15 protein-coding genes and 1 tRNA gene are annotated in these 16,155 nt (G+C 34.2%); 6 read left to right on the top strand and 10 right to left on the bottom strand.

Going from position 1 to position 16,155, the window contains the following annotated elements; all coding sequences use genetic code 11:
• Nucleotides 1-51 precede the first annotated feature (51 nt).
• From BMW64_RS09395 to BMW64_RS09380, 4 genes are all read left to right on the top strand, one after another.
• A complete protein-coding gene (locus tag BMW64_RS09395; protein ID WP_228400904.1) occupies nt 52-2,037 on the top strand; it encodes a T9SS type A sorting domain-containing protein in 1,986 nt (661 codons plus the stop codon).
• A 5-nt stretch (nt 2,038-2,042) separates the two neighbouring features.
• Complete coding sequence (locus BMW64_RS09390) at nt 2,043-2,264, top strand: hypothetical protein (protein ID WP_089999734.1); 222 nt, start codon at nt 2,043-2,045, stop codon at nt 2,262-2,264.
• Nucleotides 2,265-2,324: 60 nt separating this feature from the next.
• On the top strand, nt 2,325-3,611 hold the full coding sequence (locus BMW64_RS09385) for a TlpA family protein disulfide reductase (RefSeq protein ID WP_089999733.1): 1,287 nt from the start codon (nt 2,325-2,327) through the stop codon (nt 3,609-3,611).
• 44 nt (nt 3,612-3,655) lie between these two features.
• Nucleotides 3,656-3,729 (top strand) — tRNA-Met (locus tag BMW64_RS09380).
• A 109-nt stretch (nt 3,730-3,838) separates the two neighbouring features.
• On the opposite strand, the gene BMW64_RS09375 is transcribed toward BMW64_RS09380, so the two are convergent.
• The 10 genes from BMW64_RS09375 to BMW64_RS09330 form a co-directional block, all read right to left on the bottom strand.
• Complete coding sequence (locus tag BMW64_RS09375) at nt 3,839-5,167, bottom strand: HlyD family secretion protein (RefSeq protein ID WP_228400903.1); 1,329 nt, start codon at nt 5,165-5,167, stop codon at nt 3,839-3,841.
• Nucleotides 5,168-5,208: 41 nt separating this feature from the next.
• Nucleotides 5,209-5,412 carry a bacteriocin-like protein gene (locus BMW64_RS09370; protein WP_089999732.1) on the bottom strand — a complete coding sequence of 68 codons (204 nt, stop codon included), beginning with the start codon at nt 5,410-5,412 and terminating at the stop codon, nt 5,209-5,211.
• Nucleotides 5,413-5,550: 138 nt separating this feature from the next.
• Nucleotides 5,551-5,733, bottom strand: a complete 183-nt coding sequence (locus BMW64_RS21150; RefSeq protein WP_312902485.1) for a bacteriocin-like protein — start codon at nt 5,731-5,733, stop codon at nt 5,551-5,553.
• Nucleotides 5,734-5,814: 81 nt separating this feature from the next.
• Entirely contained in the window at nt 5,815-8,016 is a 2,202-nt protein-coding gene (locus tag BMW64_RS09365) for a peptidase domain-containing ABC transporter (RefSeq protein ID WP_089999731.1), read from the bottom strand.
• Between the two features lie 44 nt (nt 8,017-8,060).
• Entirely contained in the window at nt 8,061-8,876 is an 816-nt protein-coding gene (locus BMW64_RS09360) for a GLPGLI family protein (RefSeq protein WP_089999730.1), read from the bottom strand.
• Between the two features lie 52 nt (nt 8,877-8,928).
• Entirely contained in the window at nt 8,929-10,458 is a 1,530-nt protein-coding gene (locus BMW64_RS09355) for a thioredoxin domain-containing protein (protein WP_089999729.1), read from the bottom strand.
• 424 nt (nt 10,459-10,882) lie between these two features.
• Complete coding sequence (locus tag BMW64_RS09345) at nt 10,883-11,944, bottom strand: DUF3810 domain-containing protein (protein ID WP_228400902.1); 1,062 nt, start codon at nt 11,942-11,944, stop codon at nt 10,883-10,885.
• A complete protein-coding gene (locus BMW64_RS09340) occupies nt 11,934-13,379 on the bottom strand; it encodes a sugar MFS transporter (protein ID WP_089999726.1) in 1,446 nt (481 codons plus the stop codon). The genes BMW64_RS09345 and BMW64_RS09340 overlap by 11 nt, the downstream gene beginning before the upstream one ends.
• Before the next feature lie 41 nt (nt 13,380-13,420).
• On the bottom strand, nt 13,421-14,149 hold the full coding sequence (locus BMW64_RS09335; RefSeq protein ID WP_089999725.1) for a lysophospholipid acyltransferase family protein: 729 nt from the start codon (nt 14,147-14,149) through the stop codon (nt 13,421-13,423).
• 2 nt (nt 14,150-14,151) lie between these two features.
• A complete protein-coding gene (locus BMW64_RS09330; protein WP_089999724.1) occupies nt 14,152-14,610 on the bottom strand; it encodes a GtrA family protein in 459 nt (152 codons plus the stop codon).
• Between the two features lie 232 nt (nt 14,611-14,842).
• Between BMW64_RS09330 and BMW64_RS09325 the strand changes: the two genes are divergently transcribed.
• Both BMW64_RS09325 and BMW64_RS09320 read left to right on the top strand, forming a co-directional pair.
• A complete protein-coding gene (locus BMW64_RS09325; protein WP_089999723.1) occupies nt 14,843-15,106 on the top strand; it encodes a hypothetical protein in 264 nt (87 codons plus the stop codon).
• Between the two features lie 182 nt (nt 15,107-15,288).
• Entirely contained in the window at nt 15,289-16,140 is an 852-nt protein-coding gene (locus tag BMW64_RS09320) for a BadF/BadG/BcrA/BcrD ATPase family protein (protein WP_090000119.1), read from the top strand.
• Nucleotides 16,141-16,155: the final 15 nt, after the last annotated feature.

Raw genomic sequence — 16,155 nt, 5'->3', positions numbered from 1 at the left:
AAATATAACTTTGCAATTGAAATATTGTATAACACACAAATAATACATACAATGAGAAAAAATTTATTTGCTATTGGCTTAATAGCGGCTATTTATTCTGTTCAGGCGCAGAATATATTAGTTCACGTAGATGATACTGCGCTTACTTACGTCAGTAAAGGAACTCTGTTTTACTCTGGTGGGGGGTTACAAATGAGAGGTAGTGGAAGTATCGAAAATCATGGTAATTTTATGATTGAAGGAACTTCCAGCGACTATTTTAAAACTATTGATATGTCTGCTCCGGTAGGGATTGATAAAACGGAAGCGAACGGAGGTGGTAATTTTATCAATAAATTGAATGAACCGGATAAGTATGACCAGTATAATGTAAATAGTTCATCTGCTACACCAACTTACACTTATGGCCAACTCTACATCTCAGGGCTAAATCAATTAAACATTATAGGTATCATAGATCAGGAATTTAGAGCCATCAATCATGGTACTTATCAGCAAATAGGATTACCCTTCTATTATAAAAGAGTAGGGAGCTTAAGTACGGAACTAGGTAAAACATTTAACAATGCAAGACGATCTCAAAACGATGTTCTCATGGTTAATAATACCAATGTTGTTCCGATGAGTGTTAGTCCTTCTTCTTATATAGGAAGTCCTGAATATCCTAGTATAGCTTACTATATGTTGGGAGGAAATGGCCTTGATGTAAGCACTGTTACTAGAACAATCAAAGGACGTCCTTTAAGTGAAGGCAGTGTTATTACGCTTCAAGGTGCAGGAGCCACCGTAAATTTTGGAACTAATGGTAATGCAGAAAATCAATATCATGAAAAGTACTATACCTATCTTCAGGATGAGTTTGTGACAACACCCTGGTCCGGAACCTATGGAAGGTACATGTATCACTACGCAAATCCATTCTTAACAAATCTTGATTTATCACAAATCGCTATAGATGATAGTAACGGCGATGGTGTCAACTTAAAAACAATTCAAGGAGTAAGACTGGAAATTTCGGGTGGTGCCGTTCAGAGTACATCAGGAGGAACTTTTGCATTAGGAAGTGGTGCATATAAATATATAACATTTATGTCTGGTGTTCCAACGGGTGATGTAGACTATGTAATGGTAAGACCGCTAGGAACTTTTGTTATTAAACTTACCAGTAATAGTGTGGTTGATCCAAATGATAATAAGATTAATTTTGCTAATCTTAGAAGATTCAATTATTATAGCAGAAGTGCTGGTACAACTTATAATGTTACTGCCAATAAAAATACATTAAATAATACAGTAAAACAATTAGGAGTTATTGGGCTTGATGCTAATGGTAATGAGGTTGCAAGAACTTACTATGTTGTTTATCCTGATGGTACCACAGGACATTCTACTTCCGAAGCCTTAACTCAGGTAAAGGCAAATACTTCTGATATTTTAGGAACATTTGAAGAAGCTCCTACAGGTGGATATGATACCAATTATTCTGGCCAATACTGGTTGTATATTAATGAGGCTAATGAAAATAACTTTACAGGAAAAAATATTAAGATGGTAAATTATGATCTTAATAAAATAAAATCCTACAAATTTGAAATAAGAGAAAATGCCAATTTAGTGAGTAATGGAACCCATGCATTATCTTCAGGAATTGGTTTCTACTATAGACCCCAAAATGGAACTGTTCAGCAGGCTGTTCAGGGAGCGGTAATTCCTGTAAATACTGCAGAATTTGATCTTTATTATGGAGAGCCAAGCAACATTGTACTATCAACAGCCGATACCCAAACGTCTACACCTTCTCGTACTATGGTAGTTTATAATCCTGCAATAACTAATTACATTGTGAGATTTGATCCTAACTGGAAAAAGGCAGATATTGACGTTTATGATATGAGTGGTAAGCTGGTTATCACTAAAAAAGCTGTGGATACTTCAACAGATTTTGTCATTGAACTAGATAATAAAATTAAAAATGCTTATTTAGTAAAAGTTGTTTCCGAAAAGGGAGAAATCGTTACTGCTAAAATCTTAAAATAATAAATATGAAAGCAATAAATAAATTTATTCCTGTTTTTTTTCTACTCGGATTTCAACTGATCATCAATGCCCAGGATAAAGTTCCGCCGCCTAATTCAAGTGCTAAAGGAATTGTAGGACCTGGAGTACAATCTTCACCTATTGATATGTATATATACATTTTAGGTATTGTAGCGATTATGCTAATAATATTCTTCAGTAGAAAGTATACAACCAAGAAAATATAATTTTTATTAAAAAAATATTAAACTCTCTGATTACTCGGAGAGTTTTTTTATTTTTACCCTATGAAAAAGATTTTTACAATACCGGCTTTAATAGCTGCATTTTCATTACAGGCACAGTTTTCCGTTACGATTAAGGCCCCTGCTGATTTCAAAGATCAAGATGCTATTTTATATACTTTGAATGGTTCCAAAGACATTATTTTTTCAAAGGAACAAAGTAAAAATAATACATGGATTTTTAAATATCCTAAGAATTACATGGGAATGATGAAAGTTTATTTCCCAAGCTCAAACAATACATTTAATTTTATTTCTGAAAATAAAAATGTCAATGTAAAACTTGAAACACAGAACAATAAAATTAAGGATATTACTTATATTGATGAAGCCAATGATCTTATGAGTAAATTCCAGGAAGGATCTCAGAAAAAAGAGCTCATACTTCCCGCATTGTCACAGATAAAAGAGTATTATAAAGATGATACAGATTTTGGTAAAGCGCTAAAAGCCGAAATAAACAGACTCAACGGCAGTTCTGAGGGGATAGATCAGGCAAAGCATCCGTTTATTTATTACTATAATACGAATTATAATAAATTCCTTTCTAATGATACCTCGAAAAAAGTAAGTCAGGATGATATAATTAATTTTATTGATAAATCGAATGACATGCTGGAAACATCGTCTTTATTGAGACCTGTGCTTGTGTCATATCTTAATTCCGGAGGCAATACCAATGTCAGCACATCTGTAGATAAACTCCTCGATAGATTAAAAGTGGAAACTCCTAGAGGGCAAACTGTTCTTTCTGAATTAATCGATATTTTCGATGTATACGACATGCAGGATTTTAAAGATAAATACCTTGGTCTGGCTAAAAATCTGAAATGTACAATTACAGACAGATTGGCATCTACTTTAAAATCAAATGCTAATGTTGAAATCGGTGCTGTTTTTCCTAATTATAAATTTCAATCTCCGGTCAATACAAATGCTAAAACCCTTCATGATATAAAGGCTGATCAAAAAGTTGTGATATTTTGGTCGTCTACGTGTTCTCACTGTGAAAGTGAGCTTCCGCAGTTATTGGCAAAATATAATGACCTAAAAGCGAAAAATATTCAGGTTGTTGGTTTGTCGTTGGATGTTGACAAGGATTCTTATACCAAAAAAATCAGTGCATTTCCATGGGTAAATGATACCGAATTAAGAGGATGGAATAGTAGCTACGCCGATACGTATAACGTTCATGCAACACCGACGTATTTTATTTTGGATGCTAACAATAAGATTATCAGTAAACCAGAACATGTAGGTGATGTTTTGGAATATTTTAAGCTAAAATAATTTTGGTTAGTTGTAAATATTTTCTATATTTGCACCACCAAAAAGGCGAGGTAGCTCAGTTGGTTAGAGCGCAGGATTCATAACCCTGAGGTCACGGGTTCAATTCCCGTCTTCGCTACAAAAAAAGTCTGTAAGATACTCTTGCAGACTTTTTACTTTTTAAGATAATTGTATTTTCTACTATAAGATAGTAAAAGCCAAAGAAGACTCTTCGGCTTTAAAATTTGCTAGCTTTGGTATCCCAATAATTTTCTGATTTGATAGAAGAATCTTTCAATTAAGCGTAAATCTTGTGTCACAATTTCGGCGCTACCTTTTAATTCCTTATCGAATGTCAGAGTTTTGTTGTATGAAGTTTTCAATCCTTTTGGAAGAGCAATATCTACATAATAATTTCCGTCTTTATCAGGAGAAAGAGAAATATTCTGCACTTTTCCTTCCACAATCCCATATTCCTGGTAGCGGTAATTATCGAGTTTGATTAATACTTTTTCACCGGCAATGATCTTCCCTGAATTAGCGGCGGGAACAGCCATTCTTCCCACAAGCTTTTCTTTGTTATCGGGTAAAATGGATAAGATGGCATCTCCAGCCTTTACAAATTGATTTTCACCAAAAAACTGCTGAAAGCTGGCCTCACCATCTGTATTGGAAATGATCAGGTAATTCTGTTCCCATTCTTTTAGTGATTTTCTGAGCTGTTCGAAAAGCTGTAAAGTTTGTGACGAATATGTGATTTTATCCTTTTCGGTATTAATTGCTGTTCCGCTTTTTGTTTTGTTGACATTGGAAATTCCCTCTTCGATCTGTGAAAGAGAAATATTGATGTTTTCTAAATTTTGTTGAGCCTGCAGAAATTTTATTTTTTCATTTTCAAGTTCTACGGCCGCAATTACGCCTTGATTAAACAACTCCTGCGAACGCTGATAATTCTTTTTGGTAATTTCATATTTGGCCTGTTCAAGACTTTTCTGCTGTTTTAATGTAGCGATTCTCACACGGTATTCTGAGAGGCTTTGATTGGCGGCAAGATTTTCCGGGGCATAAGGCTGCAGCCTTGTAAATAATGCTTCATCCTGAAATGCCTTTGCAAAATTGTTGTAATCCCCTTGCAGTTCACCAAGTTTAAAGTTTGAGGCTTTGCTTAAAGGAAATGAGGCCAGCTGATCCGGCGTTATAGAATCAACCAGCTTTTTCAGTTCCAGGATATCTTTATAATTCGCTGTCGACTGCATGACCATCAGAACATCATTCTTTTTAACATGCTGATGATCTTTAATAAAAATCTTTTCGATTTTCGAATTGGTACGGGCTTCCAGTTTTTCCGGCGGATTTTGAGAGGTTACCACAATCGGGGCAGGGATAAATTCAGGATACCGGATCATGTAGCTCATGATGAGAATCATCACAAGAATTAAAAATATAATGGTGTTTCCCCATCGGATCATCCAGTGAGGAGGCTGTGTAAGAATATCCTGAACGCTTTCTGAGCGTAATTCAATAGTATCTAAAACGTCTTTTTTCATATAAAAATAAAACTCAATAATCTCCATCATCTTTATGATCTGAAGATTATTGAGTGATTTCTGAATTAATGCTATAATGGCAATGTATAATCACATTTCGGATTATTGCCAGGCTCTACTCCTGGAATATCTCCATCGGGACAGTAACGGTTGCATGCATTCCACTGTTTTATATTGTTGATGTAGCAGAAACAATTGCACGGAAATACAGGAACAGGTCCTGCACCATGAATTTCTCGAAGATTTTTTCTTCCGATTTTCTGTAAATTTTTCATAACTAATAGATTTTTGAATTGGTTGATTAAAATTAACAAAATATATTTAGTCTCTGCTTTAATATGGTTTATTTATTATTAAAATAATTGCCTGTATAAATTTCAAAGAGACTATATTAAACAGCCTCTTTGATTTGATTAGCAAATTGATTGACCTACTTTGTAGCAACAGTCTAGACACATTACGTATCCTGTAACACATGTACCTTTTGGTGAACCACTTCCAGAGTAATTTGGATCACAATACAATTGCCAGTCACCAGGTCCGCTCCCTGCAACGTTTTTTAATTCTTTTCGATTTAGTTTTTTTAAATTTTTCATAATAATTTGTTTTTAATTTGTTCCTACTCTATTAGTTTTTCGGATTCCACTATTTTTAAAGTTTATTTTAAGTATAAATAATTAATTTCCTAATTCCAATTGGTTTTTTACAAGCCTGTAATATTCACCTCTTAAGGCCACCAGTTCAGAATGATTTCCCTCTTCAACGACTTTCCCTTTATCCAAAACAATAATTTTATCGGCGTGCTTTACCGTTGAAAGCCTATGGGCAATAACGATTGCGGTTTTGCCTTTAAAAAACTGCTCAAGATTTTCCATGATGATTTTTTCGTTATTGGCGTCAAGAGCCGAGGTTGCCTCATCAAAGAAAATATAATCCGGAGATTTATATACGGCCCTGGCAATGAAGAGCCTTTGTTTTTGTCCGCCACTTACACCAAGACCTTCGTTTCCGATTTTTGTGTTGTAGCTTAACGGCAATTCTTCAATAAAATCCTTAATGTGGGCAATTTCTACCGCTTTCCTTAATTTTTGTTTGTCAACATAATCTTCACCCACGGCAATATTATGGGCAATCGTGTCATTGAATACATAACCTTCCTGCATCACTACCCCGCAGTGATCTCGCCAGAATCTCGGAGAAATATGTTTAAGCTTCGTATTCCCCAGTCTTATTTCTCCTTCATTGGGCTCATAAAACTTCATGAGAAGCTTTAACAGGGTTGTTTTTCCGCTTCCACTTGCTCCCACGATGGCTGTTGTTTTTTGGTAAGGTATATTTAAATTTAAATTTTCAAAAACATAGGCATCTGAACCTATATAACGGAAAGAAAGATTCTCGATTTCGATATCCTTTTGTGGAAGATCATGGGCATACTGCTCATCTTTATTTTCTTCGTCTTCCTTATCATGGATTTCTCCCAGTCTTTCGAGAGAAATCTTGGCATCCTGGGTTTGTTTGATAAAGTCGATTAATTGGAGTAAAGGACTGTTGAGCTGGCCAATGATATACTGAACAGAAAGCATCATCCCCAACGTAAGGTTTCCTTCTAAGACCAGTTTTGCAGAAAGAAAGCTGACCAGGATATCTTTCATCTGATTGATAAAATTTCCCCCCACAGACTGCCATTGCTCCAGTGAAAGCGATTTTATCCTTATTTTAAATAATTTTACCTGCAAAAATTCCCAATCCCATCTTTTTTGCTTTTCGGCATTATGCATTTTGATTTCCTGCATTCCGTTAATTAGCTCGATCACCTTACTTTGCTCCTCCGAAACTTGTGAAAATCTTTTGTAATCAAGCTCCTTTCTTTTTCCAAGGAAAAAACTGATCCACCCGATATAGGCCGCCGCACCTACAAGATAAACGATAAACAGCCGGTAATCATAGAACAAAAGAACAATACTGAAGATAATGAGATTCACTAGTGAGAATAATGTGTTCAAAGAAGAGCTTGTTAACAGCTGTTCGATCCTGTGATGGTCATTGATCCTCTGCATGATGTCTCCTGTCATTCGAGTATCAAAAAAGCTGATGGGCAATTTCATCAGTTTAATAAAGAAATCAGAGATGATGGAGATGTTGATCCTGGCAGAGAGGTGGAGTAAAATCCAGCTCCGAATTACCTCGATACCCATTCTTCCTATAAAAAGCATGATCTGAGCCAGAAGAACGAGATAAATAAAGTTCAAATCCTGATTCTGAATACCGACATCGACAATACTCTGCGTAAGGAACGGGAAAATCAGCGATAGTAAACTTCCTGCCAGCAGTCCTATTGCCAGCTGGATAACGAGTGATTTGTATTTTAAAAGATATTTTGAAAGAAAAGAAAAACTTGCTTTACTTTCCTTGTCATCAAATTCAGTCTGAAAGAAGGCGGGAGTAGTTTCTAAAATTAATACGATACCTTCCTCGGTTTTCTCATCAGCATTTTCACCGATCCATAGTCGGATAAATTCTTCTTTTGTATAAATGATAAGGCCATAACCAGGATCGGAAACATAGATCTTTTTATTTTTATCGATTTTGTATACGACCACGAAGTGATTTTTGTTCCAGTGCACAATACACGGCAGCGGAACCTCCTCTGCAAGTGTATTGAAGTCGATCTGTACACCCATAGAACGAAAACCCAGATCTTCGGCAGCATCACTCAGCCCCAGAAGGCTGCTTCCCTCGCGGGTAGTTTCCGAAAGGTTACGGATCTGCTGTAAAGAAATGCTTTTTCCGTAATATTTGCTTACGATACGAAGGCAGGTAGGTCCACAGTCTTTAGAGTCTGGCTGGCGATAAAATGGAAATTGCTTATTTTTAAGCATTGGATAATATTTTTATATCTGATTAGCTATTGCTAATATTATTGTTATTTTAACTCAATCATTTTATCCAGTTCTATTAGATTACTGTCATTATTCTTTAAATTAGTTTGGTGCTTTTTCTGTATCATTTTGGGGTTTAATGTAGAGATATTTTCTTTATCATCAACGATTGTATATTTCATCCCACTATTTTTTATTTCATATAGTGGATCATTGTAATAGTTTTGTATCATTCGTTGAAAATCTAGCCAAGTTATTTGTTTCTCTTTTGATTTATGAAAATAGATATTATAATTTTCTGCTTTTTTTAATTGAATGAGATTAAAATCATAATCTAAATTTTGATCTGTTATCTTTATAATTAGCCCTGGTAAGCCATGAAAAATATAAGGACCCTCTTGTAAGTTTACGGTCTCTGAAAACCAGGCAATCCAATGCCTTCCACCATAATCCACTTCTGCTTTTTGGCAATCTAAATTCCCTATTTTCTGTTTCTCATTCTTAATCTCCCATTTTAGTTCATCATCTATTTTTATAAAGTAGCGATTACCTACCAGACCTGAAATTATTAATTTTTGAATTTCATTAGTTTTTAAATCTTTTTTTGAATATAAATCCGTTATAAAAAGAGATTTTCTTCCGTAACCAAAGCCTTTTTTATTAATTAAAGAATCTGATTTTCTTTCTATTTCAGATCTGAAAGTAGATTGAAAGCCATCAATATCTAAATAAAAAATATTTGTTATCAAACTATCTTTATCTGGATTAATTCTGAATTTTAATTCATAGATACCTGTCATCTTTTGGCTGTACAACAAATTAATAAGTAATATAGCAATGATGATCAAGATCTTTTTCATTTGATTATATAGCTTTCAGGTTCCGCTTAATTTGTCCTAATATAAGTGAATATTATAAATCGGAAACTATTTCATTATTAGTTTCTTCATCCTCCATTAACTCTTCAATAAAATAGTAAATATCTTCCCGGTCGTATTTATCTGGGAACTGATATCCATTGATTAGAATGATTGGAGTAAAATTAAGTCCTTCATTTCTGTTTTCTGCTGACATCTCTACCAAAGGAGTTAAATCTTCAATGCCTGAAACGGCTCCGGCTTTCTGTCTGATTTTATTTTCATCCCTGGTTTCAAACCAATAGTCAACAAGTTTTAAAAAATCGTCCGAAGTTTTGTTTTTATATGTGTACATGAAATCGGAAATGAGATTGGTGAATTTTTCATTCTGCTGATCAGGAGAATAATTGAATCTCATCTGTACAGAAATATATTCCGGATATTTTTCAAGTAAATTTTCCATTATTTTATGAGCATCTTTACAAAATCCACAATACGGATTTGAAATAATGGAAAGATGAAGTTTTGCATCTTTATTTCCGATAAAAAATGTTTCGTTATTTGTGAAAGTTACTTTTTCTTTTTCCAGAAGTTCTCTTTTGAAAAGGTCATAATTTCTTTTAAACTTTAAATTTTTAGCATTCGATTTCTGAAGTTTTTCTTTCTCTTCAAGCGTATTATTAAGATATAAGACTGAAGAAAACAAAACAATCCATAAAATAAGGCTTAGTAAGGCAATTCCTGTATCAAAATAAATATTCTCAAACAAAAAAGCACTGATGAAAAGCTGAGCTAAAAGGATAGAAATAATCAAAAGGCAAACTCTGCAGAAAGTCTTTTCCACAAATCCCTGGATGTATAATGAATAGCCGATGGCAATGATTGAAGCAAACGAAAAACCTTTCACCACTAAAGAAGTTGTAGGTAGAAATAATCCTAAAATGGTAATTCCGATAAAATAAATGAGAGAAAAATCAGAAAACTTAAGACCGAGAATACTCGTTTTGTCTTGTGTAATTATTTTGTTACAAGAGTTTACAGATTGATTTCCAGCTGTGTCACCGCAAATGCTCCCGATCACTACGGAAGTATTTCCGAATTTCTGGTTAAAGATTTCAAGCGAAATATAAACTCCGGTGAGAGAAAGGAGATTAAATAAAGCTTCATACCAGGTCTGTGTTAAAACTGAATATAAAAGCGCAATTGCAAAAATGCCATAAACAAATGGCTTATAACTTGTAACAGATTTACTTTCTGCTTTATCTTTTTCAAAAAGCAAGACAAAGTCCGTGGCTTTTTGATGAAGTTCTTCTTTGTTTAAAGTTTTCGCTTTATCAGAATAAATAGAATATTGATTCCCCGATTTTTTTACTATGGAGAAAGAATTATCAACAATGGCAATAAATTCTTCAGGAAGCTCGTCCCAATATTCTTTATCCAACTCATAGGCATCGTTTCTCACGCCCATAAAATTAAGGGTATCACTAAAAGCTAATGCTGATGGGTAATTCGGGTGAGAATTGAACTGAAACAGAAACTCCTGTTTGTCCAGTTTCAGATAATTAATGAGTTTGTCCAATAGCATATTAATTTTTTTGTCTAAAATAGGGAGATGTTTGAAAAAAACAAACTTTTTTTTCAATTTTCTGGGATATATAATTTTTTAGGAATAAGCTCTTCTTTTAAATTTACTTTAATTATAATTTTATTGAAAATTTTATTTCCCTGCAGAATGATAAATATCTCCAAAAAAAAATATTAGATATAATCACCTAATAATGAGTAATGACCGGCATTTTGAAAGAAAAGTAAAGAGTATAAGAAGAATTTATAGCAATTTCAGAAATTTAATTGTCAAAAATTTGTGAAAAAAAACTTGAAAATATTTTTTTATTTCTAAATTATATTGTACTTTTACAACGCCTTGAATGAGGGAACAAGTCAAGGTAATAAATTTTTTTTCATCATTTGTGTTTTTAGAATCGTATCGCCTGATACGATTCTTTTGTTTATACCTTTTCATAATTCAGAAGAAGATCAATGAAATAAGAATAGGTGATCGATCCTTCCTGCTGATTGCTCTTAAGAAAAAGATTATTGGTAAATCCGAAAAAATCATCCAGTAAACCCTGATGTTTCATCATAAAAGCTTTTTCATAAGCCCTGTCTTTTTTCATTTCTTGAGAATAATTTCGAAGTATGTTCTTTACAAAATCAGGATCTTTATCTGCAATATAATTCAGTAAGCTTTTTAAAGTAAAATATTCCGTGCTGTAGCGTAAATCTAAATTTTTAGAATTGATTCCAATGAGATATCCGACAAAATTAGCTTCCTGTTCTCTTGCAAAACCAAGTTGGTGTGAGCTTTCATGAGCAGATGTAAAAGGAATAAATGTATTTGGCAGCTGGGAATTAAATTGAGATTCTGCTGTAAAAGGATTGTAATACCCTAAAATTCCGGTGTAGCTCATAATATTTTTAAAAAGACTAGGTTTAAAAGAATTAATCCCAGGAGCTTTTTTTCCTGAAATGTTTCCAGGAAGTAAGGCTTGCCGGTAAAGAATCTCTTTCTGCACAGCTTTCAAATCGGCAATCACGAAAATACCGTTTTTATCTTCTTTCGTAAGTTTTCTGGTGTCTTTGCATTTTTGCAGATATTTTAATGTTAAAATTTTGGCTTTATCAACTGTCGGTTCTTTTTGAGAAGGAAGTTTTTTTATAATCGGAGTCTGGAAATAAAGCATTCCCCAAAATACCTGATATATAAAGTAAAAGATATTAATAGATACAAGAATTTTGAATAAAGAGTTTTTCCGATTCTTTTTACTGAAGCAGCTTATAACATGATAAAGAAGAAAAATTCCTAATAAAATATAAAGAACATCTCCAAACGAAAAAGGAATCCATGAAAAGATAAGCTGATGAAATTTCTTTTGAATTTCGAAGAAGTTTTCAAAAAAAGAAATCATTACCGAAGATCTGGAGAACGCGAAGAACAAAAGAAATTGGGCAAGTAATAAACCTGCCCAAACTCTTTTCTTATATATTGTTTTTGTTGTATTAGTGACCACTGCCTTTTGTGATTTTGTCAAGATCAATACCCTGGGATTTCAGGATTCCGCTTACTCTTATTGCATAGAAAGCAAGGTACGCAAAACAGATTACTCCCACAATATAACTGAAGTGGATATTAGTAAGGTCTGCTACATATCCTTGGATAAGACTTACAATTCCGCCTCCCATGATCATCATAATTAATAGGCCGGATCCCTCATTGGTGTGCTTGCCAAGACCATTGATTGCCAAAGCAAAAATACAAGGCCATAGAGTAGAACAGAATAAGCCTACACTTGTAAAGGCGTATACCGAAACCATACCGGTGGTGAACATTCCGATTAACAGAGCCGCAATCCCCGCAACTGAGAAAATAAGAAGCATTCTTGCAGGATTACCTTTACTCATAATGTCACAAATGATCATCGCAATGATAATCAATCCATATACATAAAAATGGGAAAGATCATGTTTTGCAATTGCATTCACTAATAAGAAAACTCCAAAAGCAAGATAAGGAGCTAAAAATCTCAATATTTTTTTAATTCCGGCGCTTACGTCAAAAGCTTCTACAGCTCCGGTCCAACGGCCGATCATTAATGAAGCCCAATATAAAGAGATGTAAGGCGCAACATCTTTAGTTTCAAAACCTAAACTTTTTTCCATGTAGGCAGGGAGATTACTGGCTGTAGAAACTTCCACACCCACATACACAAATATCGCAATCATCCCCATAAAAAGCTGCGGGTATTGAAAAGCGGACTTTCTATGTTGTCCAGGAACGACATCATCCGTATTTTCAGTTACGGTTGGCGTAATGGCCGGAAGGGAAGAAAATTTCAACATAATAGCTACCAGAACAAAGGCTACTCCTAATATTAGATAAGGAACCTTTACACTTTCAACACTTACGTCAGTTGTAGCAGCAGCTGCAGAACCGAAAATCGCGAAAGATACAATAAGCGGACCTATCGTTGTGCCCAGGTTATTTATTCCTCCTGCCATGGTAAGCCTTTGAGAACCTGTTTCAGCAGGACCTACCTCAATAGCTAACGGATTTGCTACAATTTGCTGTAATGAAAATCCCAGTCCTACAATAAAAAGACCCGAGATCATCAGAGTAAAAGAATGCAGATTGGCTGCAGGATAAAATAAAAGTGTTCCTGCCGCAGAAATAAGAAGCCCTACAATAAGACCATTTTTATAACCGATTTTATTAACCAAATCCTGTTTTATACCTTTGGAAATAGCCATATAAATCAAAGAACCCACCGTATATGCTACATAGAAGCATATCTGCACCAGCATACTTTCGGTTTGTGATAATTTAAAAGCTTTTTGGAAAACTGGGATCAAAATGTCATTACTTGCCGCCACAAATCCCCAGAAGAAAAACACAGTAACCAATGGGATGAATTGTCCCCAATTAGTTTGTTTAGAATAATTTGACATATTTGTTGAAAATTTCTGAAAACAAATATATATTATTTCTTTTAATTATAGTGTTTTAGCAATGTTTTTTTTATTGTCTCAAAAGAAGACAATTTAAGCTCTTTCGGAGGTGCGGAAGGGTATAAAATTCCGTTAAAATATACTTTTGCTTTACCCGGATAACCTTTTGAATTGTCAAACGGAAAAATTTCCTTTAATCCGATAAAAGTATAGATTACAATTGGCGAATTATGTTTCGAAGAAAGTGTAAAAGCTCCATCTTTAAATTCATCTAAAATTATTGAAGTATCATCCGGGACACCACCTTCAGGAAAGATCACAATGCTGTTACCTTCTTCCATTTTCTCGGCGCATCTGCGGTATACATCTGCACGGCTTCTGGCGCTTCCACGGTCTACCATTACACATATCCTTTTATAGATAGTGCCAAAGATCGGGATTTTTACCAGCTCTTTTTTTCCCACGAAACAGATCGGATGATCAGCGCACAAGATGCACATCAGCATAATGTCCATAATCGAAGTGTGGTTGGAAATAAAAACATATTGCTGATTCTTGTCAAGCGTTTCCCTCGATAATCTGGTTAACTCATACCGAAGTCCCATACCGTAAAATATACAGTAACTCCAATATCTTACGAAACGGTAGGCATATTTATAATGCTTTTTATTAAATGATAAAATATAAACCGGAAGTCCAAAAATTAGGGTAAAGACAAATGCCAGAATCAGAAGCCAGGCTCTCCAGAGATAGTTTAAAACCTTTGCCATTTCTATCCGTTAAAGATTAATTTCTTCTTAATTGAATAGTTCAGGATCGAAACCAGCAGGATTGCTGCAATCTTACTGATAATTTCAGGGCTTAATGCATAAACCACAAGATCAATCGTATCTTTAAAGACATAGCTGTAAAAAATCTGGAAGAAGCCGAGACTCAGTAATGTCGAAATAAATGAAACAAGCATGAAATAGGCAAATTCCTTTCTTTTTGAATGTTTTCCTCTTTCAAAAACAAACCAGATGCTTAGGAAATAATTGGTGATAATTCCGCAGCTTGTTGAGAAAATATTACTTAAAGGATAATGAATTCCGTGGAAATTAATTTCACGAGGAAAGAACTGAGGGATCGTGGTGCTAAATAGTTTAAAGCTTCCGATTTCAACAACAGCGCTCAGCCCTCCTGCTATGATAAAGAATAAAACCTGCTTCTGTCGTAGTAGTAAATCTCTCATCCGATTGATATAATGTGCAAATTTATAACTATATGTTAAACCCTGAAAAAAGTTGTTAAAAATTTTTTTAGATTCAAAATAATTTCTAAATTTAGTTTTCCAATTGAGACAAGCTATACCTGATAATAAATTCATTTTCAACTATTTGTGTTGATGGTTTTTTCTATCTTGTAATATGATTAAAAATCATATGATCCAAATTTTTTTACGCCCAAATTTTAATAATATTTGTATGAAAAGCCAAAACAAATACAGAAAATTTCAGCTTCAGCAGAAAAATATTGAAGCTCTAGAAAGAGAAAATTCACGTTTCAAACGCGTTTATTCAGAGTATGAAAATATGTCAGAGGAACTTTGGAATCTTGAAAATTCAGACAACGAACCCGTTCCCGATGACTTTATCAATGCCATGATCCTTCAGACCTCCTATCTCGAAGATGAGATCGAAGACTGGCTTGTGCAGTTTAACGATAAAAATCCAGAGATAAAACAATGAAAATGCAATTTTTTCCTCCTGCAACAAAGAGCTTACTTATTTGGTTTGCTCTTTTTTATTTTAATGTTCATTTAAATTAACACTACTTTCAGATTTTAGAAACAACACATATGTCATGTCAATTATCCCACATCTTAAAAGATAAATTCATAATTTAGCATCCTTAAACTAAAATGGAAAATATGGTTGCTATTGTTGATAGTGGTTCTACAAAATCAGATTGGGTTATTCTGGACGATTTTAAACAAGTCTTCCTGAAAACAGAAACCATTGGCTTCAACCCCAATTTTATCAGCAAGGAACTCATCGTTCCCGAAATTAAAAAAAATACAAGCCTTACCTCCGTTAAAAATTCTATCAGAAAAATCTATTTTTACGGCTCAGGATGTGGCGTTCAGCAGAATTGCGATACCATTATCGAAGAACTGGGGAAAGTATTTACTGATGCGGAAATCATCGTAAAAGAAGATCTTACCGCAGCAGCCTATGCCGCATACAGAGGAAAGCCGGCCATCGTCTGTATTTTAGGAACTGGATCAAATTCATGCTATTTTGATGGTGTAAACATAAAAATTCAATTACCTTCATTAGGTTTCCTTGTCGGGGACGAGGGCAGCGGAAGTGCCATCGGAAAACAACTGGTACGTAGATTCTTTATGCAGAAACTCCCTGAAGATCTTTCAAACGAATTTGAAAAAACGTATAACCTTACCGTGGATGAGGCATTGAAAAATATGTATCATACCACCCGGCCAAATGCCTATTTAGCAGATTTCAATAAATTTGTTGTAGAAAGAAAAAATCATCCTTATTTACAGCAAATGGTACATGAAGAAATGCTTAACTTCTTCGACTACCAGGTGATTCCTTACAAAGAATCAAAAAATGCAGAGATCAATTTCATCGGGTCGATTGCCTATTACTATGAAGATATTCTGCGTGCAGCAGCGGCAGAACTCAATTTAAATGTGGGGCAGATTGTACAGAAGCCTATCGAAAGCTTAGTCAGCTACCATATTCAATATGTATTATAACTAAATAACAAAATT

This window comes from Chryseobacterium taichungense, from assembly GCF_900109935.1.
Taxonomy (GTDB): domain Bacteria; phylum Bacteroidota; class Bacteroidia; order Flavobacteriales; family Weeksellaceae; genus Chryseobacterium; species Chryseobacterium taichungense.
Note: the sequence above shows the minus strand (reverse complement) of the source record. Positions and strands in the feature narration are given on the sequence as shown.

What these genes read in the sequence shown, in the direction of transcription:
- BMW64_RS09395 (WP_228400904.1), top strand. Translation starts at nt 52, where the DNA reads ATGAGAAAAAATTTATTTGCTATTGGCTTAATAGCGGCTATTTATTCT.
- BMW64_RS09390 (WP_089999734.1), top strand. Translation starts at nt 2,043, where the DNA reads ATGAAAGCAATAAATAAATTTATTCCTGTTTTTTTTCTACTCGGATTT.
- BMW64_RS09385 (WP_089999733.1), top strand. Translation starts at nt 2,325, where the DNA reads ATGAAAAAGATTTTTACAATACCGGCTTTAATAGCTGCATTTTCATTA.
- BMW64_RS09375 (WP_228400903.1), bottom strand. Translation starts at nt 5,167, where the DNA reads ATGATGGAGATTATTGAGTTTTATTTTTATATGAAAAAAGACGTTTTA.
- BMW64_RS09370 (WP_089999732.1), bottom strand. Translation starts at nt 5,412, where the DNA reads ATGAAAAATTTACAGAAAATCGGAAGAAAAAATCTTCGAGAAATTCAT.
- BMW64_RS21150 (WP_312902485.1), bottom strand. Translation starts at nt 5,733, where the DNA reads ATGAAAAATTTAAAAAAACTAAATCGAAAAGAATTAAAAAACGTTGCA.
- BMW64_RS09365 (WP_089999731.1), bottom strand. Translation starts at nt 8,016, where the DNA reads ATGCTTAAAAATAAGCAATTTCCATTTTATCGCCAGCCAGACTCTAAA.
- BMW64_RS09360 (WP_089999730.1), bottom strand. Translation starts at nt 8,876, where the DNA reads ATGAAAAAGATCTTGATCATCATTGCTATATTACTTATTAATTTGTTG.
- BMW64_RS09355 (WP_089999729.1), bottom strand. Translation starts at nt 10,458, where the DNA reads ATGCTATTGGACAAACTCATTAATTATCTGAAACTGGACAAACAGGAG.
- BMW64_RS09340 (WP_089999726.1), bottom strand. Translation starts at nt 13,379, where the DNA reads ATGTCAAATTATTCTAAACAAACTAATTGGGGACAATTCATCCCATTG.
- BMW64_RS09335 (WP_089999725.1), bottom strand. Translation starts at nt 14,149, where the DNA reads ATGGCAAAGGTTTTAAACTATCTCTGGAGAGCCTGGCTTCTGATTCTG.
- BMW64_RS09330 (WP_089999724.1), bottom strand. Translation starts at nt 14,610, where the DNA reads ATGAGAGATTTACTACTACGACAGAAGCAGGTTTTATTCTTTATCATA.
- BMW64_RS09325 (WP_089999723.1), top strand. Translation starts at nt 14,843, where the DNA reads ATGAAAAGCCAAAACAAATACAGAAAATTTCAGCTTCAGCAGAAAAAT.
- BMW64_RS09320 (WP_090000119.1), top strand. Translation starts at nt 15,289, where the DNA reads ATGGTTGCTATTGTTGATAGTGGTTCTACAAAATCAGATTGGGTTATT.